Annotated in this window: 16 protein-coding genes and 1 tRNA gene; 3 read left to right on the plus strand and 14 right to left on the minus strand. The window is 66.8% G+C overall.

Going from position 1 to position 20,698, the window contains the following annotated elements:
* Nucleotides 1-47: 47 nt before the first annotated feature.
* The 12 genes from KHZ24_00780 to dapA all read right to left on the minus strand — a co-directional run bounded on the left by KHZ24_00780 (nt 48) and on the right by dapA (nt 15,112).
* Nucleotides 48-731 (minus strand): CDP-alcohol phosphatidyltransferase family protein, encoded by a 684-nt coding sequence (locus KHZ24_00780; protein MBS5449740.1) that lies wholly within the window; start codon nt 729-731, stop codon nt 48-50.
* Between the two features lie 151 nt (nt 732-882).
* The gene (locus KHZ24_00785) at nt 883-1,800 is read right to left on the minus strand and encodes a patatin family protein (GenBank protein ID MBS5449741.1); all 918 of its coding nucleotides are present in this window, start codon (nt 1,798-1,800) and stop codon (nt 883-885) included.
* An 89-nt stretch (nt 1,801-1,889) separates the two neighbouring features.
* Nucleotides 1,890-1,966: transfer RNA gene (locus tag KHZ24_00790), tRNA-Pro, on the minus strand.
* A gap of 96 nt (nt 1,967-2,062) precedes the next feature.
* On the minus strand, nt 2,063-3,013 hold the full coding sequence (locus KHZ24_00795) for a RecX family transcriptional regulator (GenBank protein ID MBS5449742.1): 951 nt from the start codon (nt 3,011-3,013) through the stop codon (nt 2,063-2,065).
* An 80-nt stretch (nt 3,014-3,093) separates the two neighbouring features.
* A complete protein-coding gene (gene recA / locus KHZ24_00800) occupies nt 3,094-4,200 on the minus strand; it encodes a recombinase RecA (GenBank protein MBS5449743.1) in 1,107 nt (368 codons plus the stop codon).
* Between the two features lie 248 nt (nt 4,201-4,448).
* Nucleotides 4,449-5,648, minus strand: a complete 1,200-nt coding sequence (gene pgsA / locus KHZ24_00805; GenBank protein MBS5449744.1) for a CDP-diacylglycerol--glycerol-3-phosphate 3-phosphatidyltransferase — start codon at nt 5,646-5,648, stop codon at nt 4,449-4,451.
* Nucleotides 5,649-5,653: 5 nt separating this feature from the next.
* The gene (gene rimO, locus KHZ24_00810; protein ID MBS5449745.1) at nt 5,654-7,075 is read right to left on the minus strand and encodes a 30S ribosomal protein S12 methylthiotransferase RimO; all 1,422 of its coding nucleotides are present in this window, start codon (nt 7,073-7,075) and stop codon (nt 5,654-5,656) included.
* Between the two features lie 37 nt (nt 7,076-7,112).
* Complete coding sequence (locus tag KHZ24_00815) at nt 7,113-7,610, minus strand: YajQ family cyclic di-GMP-binding protein (GenBank protein MBS5449746.1); 498 nt, start codon at nt 7,608-7,610, stop codon at nt 7,113-7,115.
* Between the two features lie 48 nt (nt 7,611-7,658).
* Nucleotides 7,659-9,242, minus strand: coding sequence for a DUF4115 domain-containing protein (locus tag KHZ24_00820; GenBank protein MBS5449747.1), 1,584 nt, complete (start codon nt 9,240-9,242; stop codon nt 7,659-7,661).
* Entirely contained in the window at nt 9,242-12,232 is a 2,991-nt protein-coding gene (locus tag KHZ24_00825; protein MBS5449748.1) for a DNA translocase FtsK 4TM domain-containing protein, read from the minus strand. The genes KHZ24_00820 and KHZ24_00825 overlap by 1 nt, the downstream gene beginning before the upstream one ends.
* Nucleotides 12,233-12,435: 203 nt before the next feature.
* Complete coding sequence (locus KHZ24_00830) at nt 12,436-14,103, minus strand: ribonuclease J (protein ID MBS5449749.1); 1,668 nt, start codon at nt 14,101-14,103, stop codon at nt 12,436-12,438.
* Nucleotides 14,104-14,215: 112 nt separating this feature from the next.
* Entirely contained in the window at nt 14,216-15,112 is an 897-nt protein-coding gene (gene dapA, locus KHZ24_00835; protein MBS5449750.1) for a 4-hydroxy-tetrahydrodipicolinate synthase, read from the minus strand.
* Between the two features lie 244 nt (nt 15,113-15,356).
* Here dapA and KHZ24_00840 point away from each other — a divergent pair, with 244 nt between their 5' ends.
* Entirely contained in the window at nt 15,357-15,797 is a 441-nt protein-coding gene (locus tag KHZ24_00840; protein ID MBS5449751.1) for a YbaN family protein, read from the plus strand.
* 209 nt (nt 15,798-16,006) lie between these two features.
* Here KHZ24_00840 and KHZ24_00845 read toward each other — a convergent pair whose 3' ends face one another.
* On the minus strand, nt 16,007-16,804 hold the full coding sequence (locus KHZ24_00845) for a 4-hydroxy-tetrahydrodipicolinate reductase (protein MBS5449752.1): 798 nt from the start codon (nt 16,802-16,804) through the stop codon (nt 16,007-16,009).
* A 580-nt stretch (nt 16,805-17,384) separates the two neighbouring features.
* Here KHZ24_00845 and KHZ24_00850 point away from each other — a divergent pair.
* Both KHZ24_00850 and nagB read left to right on the plus strand, forming a co-directional pair.
* Nucleotides 17,385-17,900: a CPBP family intramembrane metalloprotease gene (locus KHZ24_00850; protein ID MBS5449753.1), complete on the plus strand. Its 516-nt coding sequence runs from the start codon at nt 17,385-17,387 to the stop codon at nt 17,898-17,900.
* Nucleotides 17,901-18,327: 427 nt separating this feature from the next.
* Nucleotides 18,328-19,053 carry a glucosamine-6-phosphate deaminase gene (gene nagB, locus KHZ24_00855; GenBank protein ID MBS5449754.1) on the plus strand — a complete coding sequence of 242 codons (726 nt, stop codon included), beginning with the start codon at nt 18,328-18,330 and terminating at the stop codon, nt 19,051-19,053.
* Between the two features lie 411 nt (nt 19,054-19,464).
* On the opposite strand, the gene nagA is transcribed toward nagB, so the two are convergent.
* Entirely contained in the window at nt 19,465-20,514 is a 1,050-nt protein-coding gene (gene nagA / locus KHZ24_00860; protein ID MBS5449755.1) for an N-acetylglucosamine-6-phosphate deacetylase, read from the minus strand.
* Nucleotides 20,515-20,698 lie beyond the last annotated feature (184 nt).

Genomic DNA, 20,698 nt, shown 5'->3' on the forward strand with positions numbered 1-20,698 from the left:
ATAGTGCGGTTTTCTGCCTTTCGCTACGGGGGTTGCGGGTCCGATGTCTACGGGCGGCTTGCGGCCATGAGGGCACGCGCGCCGCGGACGGTATACACGATTGCGGTGATAAACGAAAGGGCGACGCCGACATAGATGCCCCAAATGCCTAGAGAGGCCTCCTGGGAGCCCCATCCCGGCAGGGCGGCGGACTCGACGAGGCCGAGTCCGGGCACGGGGAACAGCCCGAGCAGCAGCACGGCGAAGCCGGACATGAGCACGAACGTCGCCGCCTTGCCGACGTAGGCCACGTCGATGAATATGCCGCGGGCGCGCCTGAGGATGAGGCCGCCCACGGCGAGGTAGACGTCGCGAGCGACGAGGAACACGGCGACCCACACGGGGATGAGGCGCGCGATGAACAGAGCAAGCACGCCCGAGAAGATGAGGACGCGATCCATGACGGGATCAAATCGCTTGCCGAACACGCTGACCTGGTGCGTGCGGCGCGCCACCTGGCCGTCGAGCCAATCTGTGGACGCCGCGATGATGAATATGACGATGGCGGGCGTCCTCAGCTCGCTTATGGGATAGAGCACGAGGAACACGATGGTGAGAAACAGGCGGCACAGCGTGATGACGTTCGGCACAGTGAGTATGGTGTGCAGCGGGTTTTCCGGCGTGCCGGGCTGGTGGCCCACGGGGCCGACCGTCGTGGCGGAGGTGCTGACGCTTGACTGTGTGGCTGCCACCGTGTGTAGCTCTCCCCCGCATGCCGATGCCCGGTGAGCGCCCGGGCGCCTGATTGACGTTCGTATCATAGACGAGTGGGGCACGGTTGCGCCAGGGCGGGCTCGTGAGAGGCTGGTTCGCACATAACCCACGAGAAGCGCACGAGTCCTGCTACGAAAGGCCGAGCCAGTCGAGCCAGATGGGCAGCTCGCGCGTCGCCTGGGCATAGCCAGCCGCATATGAGCGCTCGAGGGCGGCGCGATCCTTCGTGGAGCTCGTCACGGCCATGTCGTTGGCGTAGACGATGAGGGCATCGCCGCGTCGCTCCATGGCCTCGAGGGCGTCGAGCTCGGCGTTGTACCGCTCGGCGCGCGTGAGCAGGGCGTCTCGGACGTGGGGATAGCGGGCGTAGAGCCGGGCCGTCGCGTTGGTCGTGCGGTCGGAGGGGTTCTTGCGGTAGCCGCGCGGGCGGGTGAGCACGGCGAAGATGCGCGTGTAGCCGGCGTCGAGCGCAAGGTGCAGCGGGATGCCCCCGCCCTGGCCGAGCCCTCCGTCGTAGTACGTGGCGCCGCCGATCGTGACAGGCGGCATGGCGAGCGGCAGCGTGCTGGATGCGCGCACGCGGCGCATGAGGTCTTCGAGCGTGGGCATGTCGGCGCGGTGCCACACGACGGTCTGGCCTGTGTCGCGGTCGAATGCCTGGATGGCGAGCTCGGAAGCGCTGGCCTGGAACGACGCGAAGTCGTAGGCAAGCGGGCCGTCGGGAAGGCCGGCCTCCTCGTAGATCCAGTGGGCGGAGAACAGGCCCTTTCCGGAAAGGAACGTACGCATGCCACCGAAGTGGGGATCATCCACGAGGTCGACGAAGCTCGCCCGCGTGCGCCAGACGTCGCGCGACAGGAAGTTGACCGTATTGCTGGCACCGGCGGACAAACCGCAGACGAAGTCGAAGCCGATGCCCTGCTCGAGCAGCTTGACGGCCGTCGCGCATGTGTAGCTGGCGCGCATGCCGCCGCCCTCGAACATGAGGGCCACGCCGGGGACGCGCCTGGTGAGCGCCGCAGGCGTCCTTGTGTCGCTTTGGGCCATGGCGCACCTCCGAAGGGTCGCAGGATGCGGGACGTGAGCGCGAATACAAAAAAGCAGGGTAGCCAATGACTACCCTGCCTGCATCTTCATGGTCGGGCAAGCGGGATTTGAACCCACGACCCCTTGACCCCCAGTCAAGTGCGCTACCAAGCTGCGCTATTGCCCGTTCAAAGTGCGAGGGATAAATTACCATGTCGCTTGCTCTGTGGGAGTAGATAAAAACATCTTCACCGGATGAACACACGCGATATTTAAGCACGACCTAGTCGCTGGACTGCTGGACGCGCTTTTTTGCGAGGCGCAGGCACAGGGATGGCGAGAAGCCGCGGCCGGCAAGGAAGCGGGCGAGCTTCTGCTCGGCGTTGCGCTCGGGCACTGGCTTGCGTAGCAGGGCCTCCCAGGCACGCTGCTCCTCCGTGCCGTCGCTGAAGAACGCCTCGGGATAATCGGTCACGATGTGAGGGTCGATGCCCTCCTGGTCAAGTGCGCGCTCAATGCGCTGACGTCCCCATCCGGCGCGCAGCTTGACCCTGATGAACGTCTCGGCAAAGCGGGCATCGTCGACGAGCTGGCAGGATCGAGCGCGATCGACGGCACGGCGGGCCACTGCCGTGGGGAAGCCCTCGTCGCGCAGGGCATGCTCTATGTGACGCGTCGAGCGCTCTCGGGCACCCGTCATGGAGAGCAGCCGCTTCCACGCACACTCAGCCATGCAGGTGTCGAGCGCCTCGTCAAAGGCGTCGCGGGAGGCAAACACACGGCGTTGCTGGCCGAACGTCTTGGCGACCGACGCTGGTACGCTCGTCTGGATCCTCCCCTGCAGGTGGGGGCGGGATGGCGCGGGCGCGGGCTGGTTCGGATCGGGATCGCTCGCTGACGCATTCGTGCCGAGCGCCTCAAGGAAGGCGGCGACGGCCTGTATGGCCTCGGAGCGCCCGGGAGATGCCGGGAGGCACGAGGCTTCCTCTTCCGCCGTCGCCGGCTCGCACAGGACAAGTCCCGTTGTCGTGCGGCTGTGCGCGTCGAACGTCGAAGCGGGCGACGCTTCGGACAGCGTGGCCCATGCGGCGACGGCCTCGGATGCGGTGGCAGGGACCGGCCGCTCCCCTGCCTCCTGGGCGCGGGCGGCTTGCTGAGCTTGCGGGCTCCGGGCGCTTCGGGCTGGCGAGGGGCCGTTTGATGGGGAGGCTGGGGGGATGGGTGCTCCCGTCATGTGTTCGAGAAGGGCCCGGACGCGCTCCACTTCGGGAGACGTCCGGGCCCTGGCGTTGCGTGCCATGAAGCGGGCCCGCGCTACTGCTGCGCCTTGGGCGCGGGGTCGCTGGTCGGGAGCGTGGGCACCCCGACGGGTGCGTCATCGTCCTGGATGAGGCCGAGGGCGGCGCGGACCTTCTGCTCGATCTCCTGGGAGAGCTCAGGCGTCTGCTTAAGGAACAGGCGGGCGGCGTCGCGGCCCTGGCCCAGACGGTCACCCTGGTAGGTGTACCAGGCGCCCGACTTGTCGACGATGCCCTCGTCGACGGCCATGTCGAGAATGCAGCCCTCCTTGGAGATTCCCTCACCGTAGAGGATGTCGAACTCGGCCTGCTTGAACGGCGGCGCCACCTTGTTCTTGACGACCTTGACGCGCACGCGGTTGCCGATGATGTCGTTATTCTTCTTGATACTCTCGACGCGACGGATGTCGAGGCGCACGGAAGCGAAGAACTTGAGCGCGCGGCCGCCAGGCGTCGTCTCGGGGTTGCCGAACATGACGCCGATCTTTTCGCGCAGCTGGTTGATGAAGATGCACGTCGTCTTCGACTTGGAGAGCGAGCCTGCCAGCTTGCGCAGCGCCTGGCTCATGAGGCGTGCCTGCATGCCAACCGTCGTATCGCCGATCTCGCCCTCGATCTCAGCGCGCGGCGTCAGGGCCGCGACGGAGTCGATAACGATGACGTCGATGGCGCCCGAACGCACGAGCATGTCGCAGATCTCAAGCGCGTCCTCGCCGGTGTCGGGCTGGGAGATGAGCACCTCGTCGATGTCGACGCCCAGGCGGGCGGCATAGCCGGGGTCGAGCGCGTGCTCGGCGTCGATGAACGCCACGACGCCGCCCATGGCCTGAGCCTCGGCAAGGATCTCGAGCGAGAGCGTCGTCTTGCCGCTCGACTCGGGGCCGTAGATCTCGATGATGCGGCCACGCGGCACGCCTCCGATGCCCAGGGCGGCATCGAGCGCGAGCGCGCCGGTAGGGATGGCCTCGACGTCGAGGTCGTTTGCGCCATCGCCGTAGCGCATGATGGCGCCCTTGCCGAAGCGCTTCGTGATCTCGCTCGTCGTGAGCTCGATCATCTTCGTGCGCTCCTCGCCAAAGCTTTTGGCGTGAACCTCCTTGGCGGGGGCCTTAGATGTTGCCATGGGGTGAGTCCTTCCCTGCGTTGTTCTGTCGATGCATACCATAGACGAACAGCTGTTCGATGTCAAACGAGGGCCGCAAGACGAGGCAACGCTCATGCTGCGGGGGTCAGGGTGTGAGGCACTACGTCTCGCGGCCGTGCCCAAGTGTGGCACGGCGCTTCGACAGAAATATGACGGCAGGCATGCGGCGATCTGCCGGCACGCATACGAAGACCTGACAGCGCAGGTGAGGTGACGTGCTGCTCCGGTTACTCGGCACGCTGCGCAATGCCGCGCGACAGCAACTCGAGCGCGTGTGCCACGGTCTGGGTGCGCACCTGCTCGCGGTCGCCATCAAAGCGGCGCTTTTCTGATGTCACGTCGCCGCCACGCACGGCAAGGCCGAACCACACGGTGCCGACGGGCGTCTCGGGCGTGCCTCCGCCAGGGCCGGCGACGCCCGTCACGCTAACGGCGACATCGACGCCGAGCGTCGAGAGAGCCCCGCGCGCCATGGCGCAGGCCGTCTGAGAGGAGACGACGCCACGCTCCTCTATCGTGCGCCCCGGCACGCCGAGCACGCTCTGCTTGACGCTTGCCATGTACGAGGCGACGCCGCCTGCGACGACGTCCGACGAGCCGGGGACGGACGTCAGCGTCGCGCTGATGAGGCCGCCCGTCAGCGACTCCGCCGTTCCAAGGCGCGTCCTGCTCGTGCGCGCCTGGTTGATGACGTCGGCCGCCTGCACGCTCAGCTCGTGCGGCGTGGGGACATGCGTGTTGGCGTACTTGCTGGCCTCAAGGGCGGGCGCGCCGGAGTGAGCCTCGGCCTGTGCCGCCGACGCTCCACCGGTGTCCTCGGTGAGCAGGGGCCACGCCTTGGCGAAGTAGTCGACCATGGACCAGATCGTGAGCACGACGGCGATGATCATGAGCGCCCAGGAGAGCGGCTCCCAGACCCCTTGGATCGACGAGAGGGCCGGCGTGTCCTTGATGATGAACAGGCAGATGGCGACCATCGTCGTGAGCGTCTTTGCCTTGCCGATGCCCGAGGCCGCGATGACGACGCCGGCCGAGGCGGCCACCATGCGCAGGCCGCTCACAAGAAACTCGCGGCTCACAATGACGAGTGGCACCCACGCGGGCAGCGAGCCGAGCTGCACGAGCGCCAACATGGCCGCCATGACGAGGAGCTTGTCGGCGATGGGGTCCATGAACTTGCCGAACGTCGTCACCTCGTTGCGCGAGCGCGCCAGGTAGCCGTCGAGCGTGTCCGTCAGCGAGATGAGGGCAAACACGACGAGGGACACGAACCCCCTGACGTTGGGAGTGCCCCACTCCATGAGCATGAGCAGCACGAGCACCGGGATGCAGGCGATGCGCACGACCGTGACGACGTTTGCAGGCGTCCAGACGAAGCCGGACCCCTGCTGCGATGTGGCGCCGCTGCGCCCCGATGTCTGTGCCATGCGATCTAACCCTGCTTTCTCTCGCGTTCGACGATCGTGCCGAACAGCTCGTAGCAGGCCGCGTCGTCTATGCGCGCGGTCACGAAGTCCCCGAGGGCGACGTCGCCGTCAGGAGCCCCCAGGTGTATGACGCCGTCTGAGTCGGGCGCCTGGAACGCGGCACGCCCGATGAGCTCTGTCGTACCGTCCTCGTCTGTCTCGAAGCCGTCAACGAGGACACGGTACGTCTGGCCGATACGCTCGGCTGCCGAGGCGAAGCCATAGGTGTCGGATATGTCCTGCAGGCGCTGTGTTCTCTCGAGCTTGGTGTCGTCGTCGACCTGATCGGTCATCCGGGCGGCGCGCGTGCCCTCTTCCTGCGAGTACATGAACACGGCCGTGTAGTCGAACGCGGCCTGCTCGAGGAAGTCGCACAGGTCGTCGAACTCCTCGTCGGTCTCGCCGGGGAAGCCAGCCATGGCCGTCGTGCGCAGCGTGATGCCGGGGATCTCGGTGCGCAGCCGCTTGACCATGGCGAGGAACTCGTCTGTCGAGCCCGTGCGGTTCATGCGGCGCAGCAGCTCGTGCGAGCTGTGCTGCAGCGGGATGTCGATGTACTTCACGATTTGGGGCGTGTCACGGATCGTGGCGACGAGCTCGTCGGACAGACCCTCGGGCTGCAGATAGAGCACGCGCACCCAGCCGTCGTAGGGAGCCATAACGGCGGCAACGTCGCGCATGAGGCTGGCGAGCGTCGGCTTGCCGGGCAGGTCGCGGCCCCAGATGCCCGTGTCCTGGCCGATGAGCACGACCTCGCGCACGCCGCCCGAGGCGAGGTGGCGCACCTCGTCGAGGATGACGTCGCGCTCGCGCGAGTAGTAGCGTCCGCGGATGTACGGGATTGCGCAGAACGAGCAATAGCGGTCGCAGCCGTCGCTGATCTTGACGTAGGCGGTCGCCGATCGAACGGTGCGCAGGACGTGCGGCTCCCCTGCGGGAGCGCCCGGCACCTTTTCCGGCGCGTTGTCGAGAGGGCCCTCTTCCTCGACGCCGCAGACGCCGGCGAGTACGGAGACGATGCGGTCCTCGTCCTTGACCGGCACGAAGGCGGCCACCTCGGGCATCTCCTGCTCGATCTCCTCGCCGTAGCGCGACGGTATGCAGCCCGTCATGACGACGGGCGCGCTGATGCCACCCTCGAGGCGTTCGCCGAGCAGCTGCAGCGTGCACTCGACGCCCTCCTCGACGGCGCTCATGAGAAACGAGCACGTGTTGACGACGATGACGTCGGCCCCGTCCTCCTCCTCAACGGTCTCGAACAACGGGCTCTCGTCGACGAGCGTGCGCATGCGATCGGTGTCGACCTCGTTCTTGGCGCAGCCGAGCGTCACGAACTTGACGCGGCGCGGGCTTGCGGATGTGGGCAGTGCGGTGTTGCTGAGGGGCATCTGGGTTGCTTTCGTGACGAAGGGGAAAGGCTGCGGCCTAGCGGTAGTTCACGTACTGGAGCGGCTGGCCGTAGTCCTTGTCGCGCAGGAAGGCGATCGTCTCCTGCAGGGCGTCCTTGCTCGGTGACGTCACGCGGAGCTTGTCGCCCTCAACCGTGACCTTAACCTTGAACTTGGCGTCGCGCACATCCTTTGAGATCTTCTTGGCGAGTTCCTGGTCGATGCCCTCCACGATGGAGCCGACGAGGCGGACGGTGCCGCCGCTCGCTGCGATGGGATCGGACCAGTTCACGGCCGACAGGTCGACCTTGCGGCGCACGAGGCGGGTGTGGAAGATGTCGATGACCTGCTTGGCCACGAAGTCGGACGGCGCGGCGACCGTCACGGTCTTGTCGGCTTTGGACAGCTCGATGGACGCATGGGCGTCTTTGAGGTCGTAGCGCTGCGAGAGCTCCTTGACCGTCTGCTGATAGGCGTTGTCGACTTCCTGCATGTCGACGGACGAGACAACGTCAAAGCTCGAGTCCTTTGCCATGGCTGCTCCTTTCGAGTGCGCGCGGAGGCGCGGCGGTTGGTGGTGTCGTTACGCGACGGGCGTGCCGTCGTCGTAGTAGTAGTTCGGGTCGCCGTTCTGGTCGAGGTAGTAAGCGCCGCCCCACTCGTCATGGAGAATTTCGATGCCGTCCATGCCGGCGTACGTCCCGGCGGGCTGATCAGCCCCGTCGTCAGCGGGCACGTCGCCGCCCTCGTCTGTCGCCCCGTCCGTCGCTGTGGCGTCTGCACCGTCAGCCGCTCCAGCGTCAGCTGCGGGCGCGTCTGCCGGGGGTTGCTGGGCGGGATCGACGGTGGCCGTGAGTGTGTACGTGCCGTTTGAGGCCGTGGCCTGCACGGGGACGCCGTTGACGCTCAGGGCGACAAGCTCGGGGTTGGACAGCGTGACCGTAGCCGAGCGCGTGATCGTAAACGAGCTCGTCGTGCCGGGTGCGGACTGCGCGGCGTAGACACTCGCGCCGTCGACGTTGACTTCGATCCAGGGCGACGTCGCGGCATCAAGCGACACGAAGAAGTTGATGACAGAGTTGGCTGGCAGCATCGACAGGTTGAGGCCCGTGTCGAGCGGAACGTTCGACGTCGTCGAGCCTGCTGTACCTGTGGTCGTGCCCGTCGTAGTGGCGTCGGAGGCGGGTGTAGACGTGCCGGTCGTGTCGGAGCTGGCCGAGCCGCCGACAGGCGTCACGGGTATCGTCCCGTTACCTGTCGCCTGGCGCGTCGCGCACGACGTGACAGCGAAGATGACGAGTACGAGCAGAAGCGCGGCCACGATGCCAGCCACGATGAGGCCGAGCTGGCGATTCTCGCGGAAGTAGCCGGCGACGCCGTTCACAACTCCCATGACGCTTTCCATGATGGGAGGGCGGGGCTCCGTCTTCTGCGATGCCGGGATAGAGCGCGCTCCTGTGTGGTGTGCCGTGCCGCGGCCGCCGCCCGAGCCCCCCTCGTAGCCGTCGTCAAGCGTGACGACCTCGGTCTGGCGGGCGGGCTGAGCAGAGGAACGAGAGCGCGTGCTTGCATGGCCCCCTTCTGAGGGGAAGCGAGTGGGCTCGTCGTACTGGCGCTCTTCGGAGCTGCGGTGACGGGTGGTTTCTGAGGCGCGACCGGAACGCTCGTCCGCGTATGCGCTGCTGCGAGAGGAAGAGCGGCGCGAAGACGCCGGCGAATACAGGTCGCTGCGCGTGCCGTACGTCGAGGAGGCGTGCGACGACGATCGTGAAGAGGGCCGCTCCGACGTGTCAGCCTCAGCCTGCTCGTCATCGCCGTCGTGCCCGTAGCTATAGCTGTAGCGGTGCGTCAGCTTGCGCCCGCTGCCGCCGCGCGTGCCGCTGTTCTGCTCGCCGCGCGCCGCCTGGCTCGCCTCGCGCTGATGGCGGCGCAGCTGCGCCTCGTAGACGGGCAGGACGTCCTCGGGGTCGAGGTCGAGGTATCGCGCGTAGGAGGCGAGCGTCGCCTGCGCGTAGCCCTTCGGAGGCATGGCGTCGAAGTCGGAGCGTTCGAACGCTTCGATCATACGCGGCTGAAGCTTCGTGTCGTCGGCGACGCGCTTGACCGACAGTCCGAGCTGCGAGCGGCGCTCTGAGAGGATCTCTCCTATCATGCGCTGGTCCGCCATCAGTACTCCTCCTCAAACGAGTGCGTGCCTCTGATTGTGGCGAGCTCGTCCATGTCGCGGACGAGCACGTCGCGGGGCTTCGAGCCGCGGGCCGGGCCCACGACGCCCATCTCCTCCAGCATGTCCATGACGCGGCCGGCGCGGGCGTAGCCCAGCTTGAGGCGCCGCTGGATCATGGAGGTCGAGCCGAGCTGATTCTCGACGACGAGCTGCGCGGCTTGCCACGCGAGCGGGTCGTCGTCGTTGAGATCCGTCTCGCCGGAGGGGCTCGCGGAGCTGTCCGCGCCGGGCAGGTCCATCGTCATCTGGCCGTTCACGGCGCCCAAAGGTGCCATCCCCGTATCGTAGTCCGGGGCCGCCTGTGCCTTCAAGTGCTCAACGACGGCGGAGATCTCCCCGTCTGTGAGATAGCAGCCCTGGATGCGTCGGGGCTTGTCACCCCAAGCCGTCTGCAGGAACAGCATGTCGCCGTGGCCGAGCAGCTTCTCGGCACCCCTCTGGTCGATAGCGATCTGCGAGTCGGTGCCCTTGGAGACCTTGAGGCCGGCGCGGCAGGCGACGTTGGCGCGGATGAGGCCCGTGACGACGTCGGCGCGCGGCGACTGGGTGGCCAGCACCAGGTGGACACCGGCGGCGCGGCCCAGCTGCGCGATGCGCACGATGGAGGCCTCGACGTCCTTCTTGGCGACCATCATCAGGTCGGCGAGCTCGTCGACGATCATGACGACGCTGGGCAGGTGACGCAGCGGGAACTCCTGATCGGCCAGAGCCCCGCGGTCCACGAGCGCGTTGTAGCCCTTGAGGTCGCGCACGCCCAGGTTGGAGAACACCCGGTAGCGTCTGTCCATCTCCGTGACGCCCCACTGCAGTGCGGCCGCCGCCTGGCGCATGTCGGTGACGACGGGCATGATGAGGTGCGGGATGCCGTCGTAGTCCTTGAACTCGACCTGCTTGGGGTCGACCATGATGAGGCGCACGTCGTCGGGCGTGGCCCTCATGAGCATGGACATGACGATCGAGTTGACCATGACGGACTTGCCCGAGCCCGTCGTGCCGGCGACGAGCAGGTGGGGCAGCTTGGCCAAGTCGACGTGGACGGGTTTTCCGTTGGCGTCCAGGCCCACGGCGAAGTCGAGCGGGCCGCCATCGACGTAGGGCAGCACGTCGCCGAAGCACACGGCCTGACGCTCCCTGTTGGGCACCTCGATGCCGACGTAGCTCGTACCGGGCACCGGGGCGTAGATGCGCACCGACTCGGTGGCCAGAGCGCGGGCGATGTCGTCCTCGAGGCTCGTGAACTTGTTGACGCGCACACCCTCGCCGGGGCTGACCTCGTACGTCGTGCACGTGGGGCCGTAGATCCAGTCGACGACGTCGGCCTTGACGCGGAACTCGTTGAGCGTCTGCTGCAGGACGGTGCCCGTGCGCGCGATGTCGGCCTCCTGCTCCTTCGTGCGACGCAGACCGTGGGGGTTGCGCTTGAGCACAGCGGGGTCGGGCAGCTCGAACGGACGCGCGGGACGGGCAGCGTCGGGGTTGGGGGCAACGCGCACCCCGCCCGCCTTGGCGTCGGGGACGGGGGCATCCTCCCAGGGAAGGCCCTCTTCGGGCGCGTCTGACGTGCTGCGCTGGGGTGCGCGTGCCTGCTCTATCGCGGCGTTCTTCGCGAGTGTCTCCGTCGTGAGCGCAGTGACGCGCGAGGCGGCGCGGGCTGCACGGCCGGGGCGAACGTCGGGAGCTGCAGGCGCGGCGGGCTCGGCGGGGCTTGCGTCTTGCGCGGGCTCGCTCTTTTCGAAGTCGCTCTCGTCGAGGCCGAAGTCCGCGAGCGTGCGCGGGGCTCCGGCTATGACGCCGGGAACGGGAACGGGCCCGTCGGCAAGCTCGCGCTCGCGATCCTCGCCGGCGAGCAGGCCGTCGACGTCGTCCTCGGGGTCGTCGTCCCACCACGTTGCGTCGAGGGCTGGTACGGGGTCGGGGGACTCGGGCGCGCTCGCGTTGTTGAGGTAGTCGTAGGTCTCGCGGACGTCGTCGCTCTGGAGGAACGTCGTGTTGGCGCTCTCGGGAGCTGCGGCGTCAACCTGGTCGGAGAAGGCGCTGCTTTGAGGCGCGCCCCCGGCGAGCATCGTCGTGCGGACGTCGGTTGCCGGCGAGGCGAGCGAGGTCTCTGCGGGTGTTGCGCTGTTTGCGTCCGCCATGGGGGCGCTCTCCCCTAGCGGGGCGTCGCCGCAGCCGAACGAGCGGGCGGCCCTGCTGCGGGACGTGGCGGCGGGGCGTATGACGGACGTCGCTGCGTCGGCTTCCTGCTCGACGCCGCTCGACAGGGGGCGGTTCGGGTCAAATAGGGCCGTGGGGGCGTAGTCTGCCGGTACCTGGGCGCCGGCGCGGCCGAACCACGCCTGCTGCTGGTCGCGCACGCGCTGGGCAGCGCGCTCTTGAGCCTGCAGGCGTGACCAGGCGCGGCGCTCGCGCACGTGGAGCACGAGGTCGTCGATGGCTTGCGTCACGGAGAAGCCGATGACGATGATGCCCGCCAGAATGAGGCCGACGAGCACGACGATGCCGATGGGCTTGCCCGTCATCTCGAGCAGGGCCCAAGCGAGGCCGTTGCCGACGTATCCGCCTCGATCCGCCAGTACGTAGGCGTTGAACAGGACGGAGGGGTTCTCGACGGCGCCCGGCGTCGTGATGCCGAGCAGCGAGATGATGGCCAGGGCGACGAGGCCCAGACCGACGGCGGCGCGGCCGGGCATGATGCGGTCGGTCTGCACGAAGAAGGCGATGCCCCACAGCACGAGCGCGATGGGTACGATGACGGCACCGACGCCGAGCAGGGCGTGCAGCGCGTTGGAAACGGCGGCGGTCAACAGGCCCGTCGTGGGCGTGAGCACGGCGATGAGCAGCGCAACGCCGACGATGCCGACGATGACGCCGGCGATGTCGTGGTGCGTCTGCATGTCGAGCAGGCCGGGGCGCGGCGCGACCGGGGCCACGGGCGCGCTTGCGACGCGACGGGTGGCGGGGCGGGAAGGCGTCTTCGGTGCGTTCGCCCGAGCAGATGCCGTGCGACGCGCGGGGCTTGCAGCGTGCGAGCCCCGCGCGGTTCCCGTGCCGGTACGTTTCTTGGCGGAGGCGGCCGACGTGCGTGACGTCGTCGCGCGGCCCTGCGCTGTCGTCTTCCTCTGCGCCACCTAGCCTAGACCTCCACGATGAACGGGACGACCATAGGCCGGCAGCTGAGCGTGTCCCACAGATAGCTCTGCAGCGAGTCGCGCACGAGCTTGCGTGTCTCCTCGGGGTCGCGCGGGCCGGAGGCCTTGCGCTTGGCGAGCGACTTGCGCAGGCGGCCGGTGGCCTCGGCGATGATGTCGTCCGTGACGTCGAGCGAGACGCCGCGGGCCACGAGCTGCAGAGCCGTGAGCTCGCCGGTCTTGAGCTTGATGGAGGCGACCGCCGAGACGATGCCCTCCTCGGAGAGCTTCTTGCGATCACGCAGCACGAGCTGGTTCGTGTCGCCGATGTGCGAGCCGTCGACGTAGATGACGCCCGACTCGACAGTGCGGCCGCGTGTGATCTTGCCGTGGCGCATCTCGAGCGAGTCGCCGTTGTCCATGATGAACACGTTGGACGATGGCACGCCCATGGCCTCGGCGATGCGGGCGTTGGCGCGCAGGTGCATCGCCTCGCCGTGTACGGGCATGACGTTCTTCGGGCGCGTGAGCGCCATCATGAGCTTGAGTTCCTCTTGCGAGGCATGGCCCGAGACGTGGACGAGGCAGCGGTTCTTGTCGTAGACGTCGGCGCCGACCTTGGCGAGCTCATTCACGATGTTCGTGACGGCCTTCTCGTTGCCGGGCACGGGCGTCGCCGAGATGATGACGGTGTCGCCTTCCTGGATCTCAAGAGTGCGGTGTTCGCCGGTGATCATGCGCGACAGGGCGGACAGAGGCTCGCCCTGCGATCCCGTGCACAGCACGACGACCTTGTTGTCGGGCAGCTTGTCGATGTCGAACGCGTCGACGAGCTCTTCCTCGGGGATGTCGAGGTAGCCAAGCTCGCGCGAGATGGACGTGTTCGTGACCATGGAGCGGCCCGTGACGACGACCTTGCGATGAGCGGCGCGCGCGGCGTCGCACACCTGCTGCAGGCGATGGACGTGGCTCGAGAACGAGGCGACGAACACGCGGCCCTTCGCACGGCTGATGACGTCGCGCAGCGTCTTGCCGACCTCGGCCTCGGACGGCGTGAAGCCAGGTTTGACGGCGTTGGTCGAGTCGATCATGAGCAGGTCGACGCCTTTTTCCGCGAAGCGAGTGAGCGCTGCGAAGTCCGTACGACGGCCGTCGATGGGCGTCTCGTCGATCTTGAAGTCGCCCGTGTGCAGCACCGTGCCGGCGGGCGTGGTCACATAGATGCCCATGGCGTCGGGGATGGAGTGGTTCACGGCGAAAAAGTCGATGCCGATCTGTCCGAGCTGCAGGTGGTCTCCGGCGCGAACCTCGCGGAAATTCGGGTTCTTGATGTTGTGCTCCTGCAGCTTGCCCGAGACGAGGCCGAGCGTGAGCTTGCTCGAGAATATGGGCACGCGCGGGTTGAGGTCGGCTAACAGATAGGGCAGGGCTCCCGTGTGGTCCTCGTGGCCGTGCGTGATGATGATGCCGCGCAGCTTGTCCTCGTTTTCGAGGACATACGTGTAGTCGGGCAGCAGCAGGTCGATGCCGGGATGATTGTCGTCAGGGAACATGAGGCCGGCATCATCGAGGATCATGTCGTCACCGTACTCGATGACGGTCATGTTCTTGCCGATGCCGTCAAGACCGCCAAGCGGAATGACGCGCAGGGGCGTCGTAGATTTCTTTGCCATGCGTGGGCAAAACCTTTCTATGTCGTTGTGGCGATCCGCCCGTACCGCCGGCCCGACTCTCGCCCCATGCGGGACTCGCGGCTCTGCAGCGGCGGAGCGGGCGTGCTCGCCGTTACCGGACGCCCACCTCGGACAGGATCTGTGCCAGACGCTCGGACTGCTCGGGCGTTGCGTTTACCAAAGGCAGACGCAGGCCGCCGACAGGCCGACCGACAAGGCGCAGAGCCTCCTTGACCAGGGTGGGATTCGGGGCCTCGAACAGCCCCTTCATGAGCGGCTCAAGCCGCTCGTGCATACGATGGGCAGTGTCCATGTCGCCGGAAGCCGCCGCGTTGACCAGCTTGGCCATCTCGGCAGGGGCGACGTTGGACGTTGTGGAGATGACGCCGACGGCGCCGTACTCCATCATTTCGAGCGTACGGTCGTCATTGCCCGAGTAGAGCGCGAAGCTCTCCGGGACGCCGGCGAGCATGATGCGGTCGTGCGCGGGATTGACGGCCGCCTGCTTCATTGCGCGAATGTTGGGGCAGGCGTTCGCCAGGCGGACGAGCGTGGACGGTTCCATGTCCACGACGACGCGCCCGGGGATGTTATACACGATGACCGGCACGGGCGCCGCTGCGTCTGCAATGGCCTTGAAGTGCTGGAACATGCCCTCTTGAGACGGCTTGTTGTAGTAGGGCACGACAACGAGCAGGCCGTCGACGCCCAAGGCAACGGCCTCGCGCGCCAGCTCGATCGAGGCGGCCGTGCAGTTTCCGCCGACGTTGGCGATGATGGAACCGCGGCCGGCCGCGACGCGCTTCGCCTCGGCGAACAGGGCGAGCTTGTCGGGCGTCGAGATGCAGGGCGACTCGCCCGTCGTCCCGCACACGACGAGGGAGTCTGCGCCGTTGGAAAACTGGAACTCTACGAGCTCGGCAAATGTTGCGAAGTCAACGTTGCCCGCATCGTCGAACGGGGTGACGATGGCGGTGATGAGTCGGCCGAACATCGGCGATTCCTGCATGGCGAAACCTCCTCGAGCATGTGGGTCAAGCCGAGGCACGCGAGAAGCGTGCTGGCGAGTCGATGCAATCGTCCAAATGGTACCCCATGACCCACGGCGGTCGTGCTGGGCCGTTCGCGCCCGCACAATAAGAACGGGCGTGCGACGTTGACGCAGATGCGCGCCTCCGAAGTCCACGTTGCGACGGGCGTGGGACTTACCGTAAACTGTTTATGTCCATGTCTGCGCGAGAAACGAGGCCCGCTTGAAGCGCATCTGCCTGCTTGCCGTCGCCTGGATTGCCTGCGTGCTCGGATTTGTGGGGATCGTCATCCCCGTCCTGCCCACGACGCCGTTGCTGTTGCTGGCGACGTTCCTGTTCGCCAAGGCGTCCCCGCGCTGTCAGGCGTGGATCGAGAACACGCGCGCCTATAAAAAGTACGTCGTGCCGTTCAAGAACGCGGGAGGCATGACGCCTCGCGTGAAGGCGCGCATGCTCATCGTGTCGTACGTCGTGCTGGGCGCCTCCGCCTTTTTCGTGCGCAAGCCCCTCGTTTGGGCCATCCTGGGCGCCGTCGCGCTGTTCCTGCTCTGGCTCGTCGTGGTGCACCTCCCGACACTCGGCCCCGACGGCATAGCCCGCAAGCCCTTCTCCGGCACCGTCGTAACCCCGCGCCGCACCCCGGCCGACGACTCAGCCGAGTAGAAGCGCCTACCTTACCAGCACGCTCTTTATCACGCTACCTTGTAGCCGCGATCTCTCCCCGCGCGACGAGAGACGCCCGCATGGGCTCCGGGCTCCTCCTCTGGCGCAGTTCTGCAGCCGCGTCCTTCGCGGCGAAGCTGTTTGAGCACAGAGGAGGAGCCCGGAGCCCCCGCATGACGCCTGCTCGCGCGAAAAGGAGGGGACGCGACCTACAATCCCATCAGGCCTTCCAGCCCCACCGTGAACCCGTCGGGCAGCTCGGCGATGGAGCGGACGGCGAGCAGGATGCCGGGCATGTAGGCCGTGCGCAGTGTCGAGTCGTGGCGCAGCGTGAGTGTCTGTCCTGCTGCGGACATGATGACCTCTTGCGACGCCATGTAGCCGTCACCGCGCACCGCATGGATGCGCACGCCGTCGACGTCGCAGCCGCGGGCGCCCTCACAGCCGGCGATCTCAGTTTCGGAGCCGGGTCCGACGTTGACGGCTCCCTCGCGCCCCTCTGCGATCATGCGTGCCGTCTGAACGGCCGTGCCCGAGGGGGCATCCTTCTTGCCGTCATGATGCATCTCAATGATCTCGACGTCGGGGAAGAACTTTCCGGCCACCTTCGCGAACTGCATCATGAGCACGGCGCCTGTCGTGAAGTTCGGCGCAAAGAACAGCTTGGCTCCCTGTGCGGAGCAGCGCTGCCATGTGGCTCGCATGTCCTCGACGCCGACGCCCGTCGTACCGGTGACGACATGGACGCCGCGGCTCAACGCGCATTCTGCGTTGGCGAGCAAGGCGTCGGGCTGCGTGAAGTCGACGAGCACGTCGGGGCTCGTCTGGCTGATGAGCTCGGCAAGGTTGTCCGAGCACGTGAAGTCGCCGTCCGCGCAGCTGACGACCTGCCCGGCGTGCTGGGGCGCGAAGCATCCGACGACCTGCATGTCCTGCGAGCCGGCGACGGCGTCGACGATGCACGTACCCATGCGGCCCTTGGCGCCCGACACGATGACCCTGATCATGGCATGCTCCTTTTCGGCTGAGATCGTTTGGCATAGATCGTGCGACAGCTTAGCGCACGACGCTTCGCTACAATCGGGGACGCAGTGATAGTGAGGAAATAACGGGCCGATGGCCGGGGATATGCCGTCGGGTGACCCCTAGAAGCGGTGGCGCGTCCGGCGGAGAGAAACGAGGGGGCGGATGGCGCGAGGCGTTTTCGATGGGCAAACGACCCTGTCGAAGCTCGTGGTTGCATACGTCGTACTGACGTATGCGGGGACGTGGGCCTGTTGGGGGCTCTCTGCCCTGCTTTTGTATGCTGTCGTGCCTGCGCTGGGAGGCCTTGAGGCAGGTGGCCTCTCGGGGCTGTTGCATGCCTGTTCGGGCGCCCTGCGTCTGCTGGGAACGCTCTGTCCAGCCCTCGCGGCGTATGCGCTGCTCCCGCTTGTCCGCTCGTGCGGGCTGGCGGGCGTCGGTGCCGGACGGGCTGAGACGGATCTACCTGACAAACGAGCCGGCTTCTGGGCGTTCGCGTTCGGGGCGCGCGCCTCTCTGGGTGGCTGGCTGCTGTTTGCGGCTCTCGTCGTGTGGCGCTGGGTGATGTTTCACTCGGCGCTCGGCTTTCCTGAGACGCCGACTGCCGCGCTGACGAGTTTTGCGACGTCGCTGCCAGCGCTTCTTCTGGGTGGCGGCTTTGAGGAGATAGGCTGGCGCGGCGTGCTGCAGCCGGCGCTCGTGCGGTTGCTTTTGGGGGGGACGCACGACGGCTCGGGGCGTCGCGTTGTTGCGGAGGTGATTGCTCCCCTTTTCGTCGGCGTCATCTGGGCCTGCTGGCACTTACCCCTCTTCGCGATGCCCGATGCCTACCAGCATGGTATTCCGTTCCTGCCGTTCGTGGGCATCGCCGTCGCGTTGAGCTACTCGCTGGGCGCCCTGCGTGCCCTGACGGGTGGCTCCCTCGCATGTGTTCTCGCGCATGCGTGGTACAACGCGATGCTCGTGGCTCCGCTCGTTCCCAACGCGGCGTTTGGGGCGCTGCTCGCGGTGGAGGCGCTGGCGTGCGCAGCCGTTCTCGTATGGCGAACCGTCCGTGGTCCGTCGGCGAGGCAGTGCTGAGGCGCGTCTGTTCGGACGGTGGCCTTTTGTGGGCAAAAAGCCGAGCTGTGTATGGGGTGCTTTCTGTGTTGCGGCTAGCTTGCAGGTAAAAACGCAGGTAGAAGGCTTCCCTTCTTGTGGCGTATCGTAAGACTTTTCAGAGGGGCCATGCACGACTCGGCTATTTGGCCGCCCAGGGCCTCTGCTCGTACGGAGAGCAGCCGGGGATGGCGCGCCGTGCGATATGTTCTGGATGCGGTAGCCCTGCTGAATCGAATGACTTCTTTGGACGTGTTCTCGTCTGGCCTGCTGTTTCGGTGCGCCGATGGGACGGTTTGCGCGCGTGGCCTGCACGTTCGCTACAATGAAGACGTCTGCGACGCCTCGCTCGGCGCGTATGCCTGGCAAGGCGCCTGTCCCTTACCTCTTTTCGAAAGGTAGACGTCCCATGGAACTGATCGTCGCGAAGTCCTACGAAGAGATGAGTCGCCTTGCGGCCGACGTGCTCGCCTCGTGCGTCATTGCCAAGCCGAACTGCGTGCTCGGCCTCGCCACGGGCACGACGCCCATCGGCCTGTACACCGAGCTCGTGAACGACTATAAGGCTGGTAAGCTCAGCTTCAAGGACGTGACGACGTTCAACCTCGACGAGTATGTCGGCCTTGAGGGGACGCACCCGCAGAGCTATCGTTGGTTCATGCGGCATCATCTGTTCGACCACATCGACATCGACATCGCAAAGACGCACACGCCTGACGTCGCCTGCGCCGACGAGGCTGAGGCGTCTGCCGCATACGAAAAGGCCATCGAGCAGGCGGGCGGCGTGGATATCCAGCTGCTCGGCATCGGCAACAACGGCCACATCGGCTTCAACGAGCCGTGCGACGAGTTTGCGCGCGTGACGCACACCGTAACGCTGACGCAGAGCACGCGCGAGGCAAACAGCCGCCTGTTCGACTCCATCGACGAGGTCCCGACGCACGCTCGCACCATGGGCATCGGCACGATCATGCGCGCCCGCAAGCTGCTGCTCGTCGCCAACGGCCCGGCGAAGGCATCCATCGTGAAGCAGGCGCTCTACGGCCCCGTGACGCCGCAGGTCCCCGCCTCCATCCTTCAGTTCCATCCCGACGTCACGGTGATCGTCGATCCCGAGGCCGCCGCGGAGCTCTAGGGACGTTTCTTTCGCGGCGCCTTGCCTGGGGGCGTCGCGTTGTCGGGCCGGGCATCATTACTCTGTGCTCAAACAGCTTCGCCGCCAAGGGCGCGGCTGCAGAACTGCGCCAGAGCAATGATGCCCGGCCCTTTTGTATGCGCCCCAAGCTCGGCGCCGGAGCGAGCGAACTGGGAGCGCGGCCGGCCTCGCATCTTTGGCTAGAAGAAGGGCAGGACCTTCCGAGCGCGAGGTCTTGTCCTTTCTTTTTGTTCTCTTCCTAGCCTTGCGCGCCGCCTGCTGAGGGGCCCGACGCGCACGCAAGGGCTCGCCCCTATTGTCCTGGCGCAGTTCTGCAGCCGCGTTCTAAGCGGCGAAGCTGTTTGAGCACAGGACAATAGGGGCGAGCCCCCAGGAGGACTATCCCGGCCCCTACCTCAAAAGGCGACCGCGCATCACCACGTGGCGCACCTCGAGCGTGTGCTGGTCGAGCAGGACGGCGTCGGCGATGCGGCCGGGTGCGATGGACCCGCGCTCGGCGGAGAGCCCCAAAGCGCGCACCGGGTTGACGCAGGCGGCTTTCACGGCGCTGGCTAGCGGGATTCCCATGTCGAGCACGGCCGTGCGCAGGCACGTCATGAGGTCGCTGACTGAGCCGGCGAGCGTTCCGTCGGGCAGCGTCGCGCGCGGGCCGTTGACGGTGAACATCTGACCGCCGAGCTCATAGGTGCCGTCGCTCAGGCCGCAGCAGCGCAGGGAGTCGCTGATCATCACGATGCGGTCGTCGCCGAACATCTCGAACGCGAGGCGCACCATGGCGGGATGGACGTGGACGCCGTCGCAGATGAGCTCCGCCGTGACATCGTCACGCTCCGCACCGGCGGCGATGGGGCCGGGCTTGCGGTGGTGCAGCGAGGGCATCGCGTTGAATAGGTGCGTCATGTGGCGCGCGCCCGCATCAAACGCGGCGGCGGCACAGACGTAGTCGGCGCACGTGTGGGCAAGCGAGACGCGCACCTCTTCGCTCGCCTTCGCGATAAACGAGAGGTTGCCGGGCTCCTCCGGCGCGACGTCAACGAGCTTGATGAGCCCGTTCGCGCTGTCCTGCAGCTCGTGGAACTCCTCGAGGCTCGCAGGGCGGACGTATGCGGGGTTCTGTGCGCCGACCTTGCCCGGCGATATGTAGGGCCCCTCCATGTTGATTCCGACGAGCTGCGCCTCGCTTGCCGAAGGAGCGAATGCGGCTGCGTTGGCCAAGGCGGGAAGCAGGTGCTCCTTGGGCAGCGTCATCGTGGCAGGGCAGATGGTCGTGACGCCGCGCGACGCCTCGTAGGCGGCAATGGCACGCAGGCCGTCGGCGTCTGCGTCGCACAGGTCGTGGCCCTGGCAGCCGTGAAAGTGCACGTCGAGCAGGCCGGGGATGACGTAGCAGTCGGTGGCGTCAAGGTCGATCCCAGGCTCCGCATGCGAGTCAGCCTGCATGAGGGTCGCGACGCGCTCGGCCTCGCCTGTCTCCGTGTCACAACGCCCCTGCGCACGCGTGACAGTGCCGAACCTCCTGCCCTGTATGGCGACGGATGCGGGGCGAAATGCTCCCCCGTCGAACATAAGACCGCCCGTGATACTCGTTACCTGGGCCGGATCTGCACCACTTGCCATCGACTGT

Source organism: Coriobacteriia bacterium, from assembly GCA_018368455.1.
Classification (GTDB): domain Bacteria; phylum Actinomycetota; class Coriobacteriia; order Coriobacteriales; family UMGS124; genus JAGZEG01.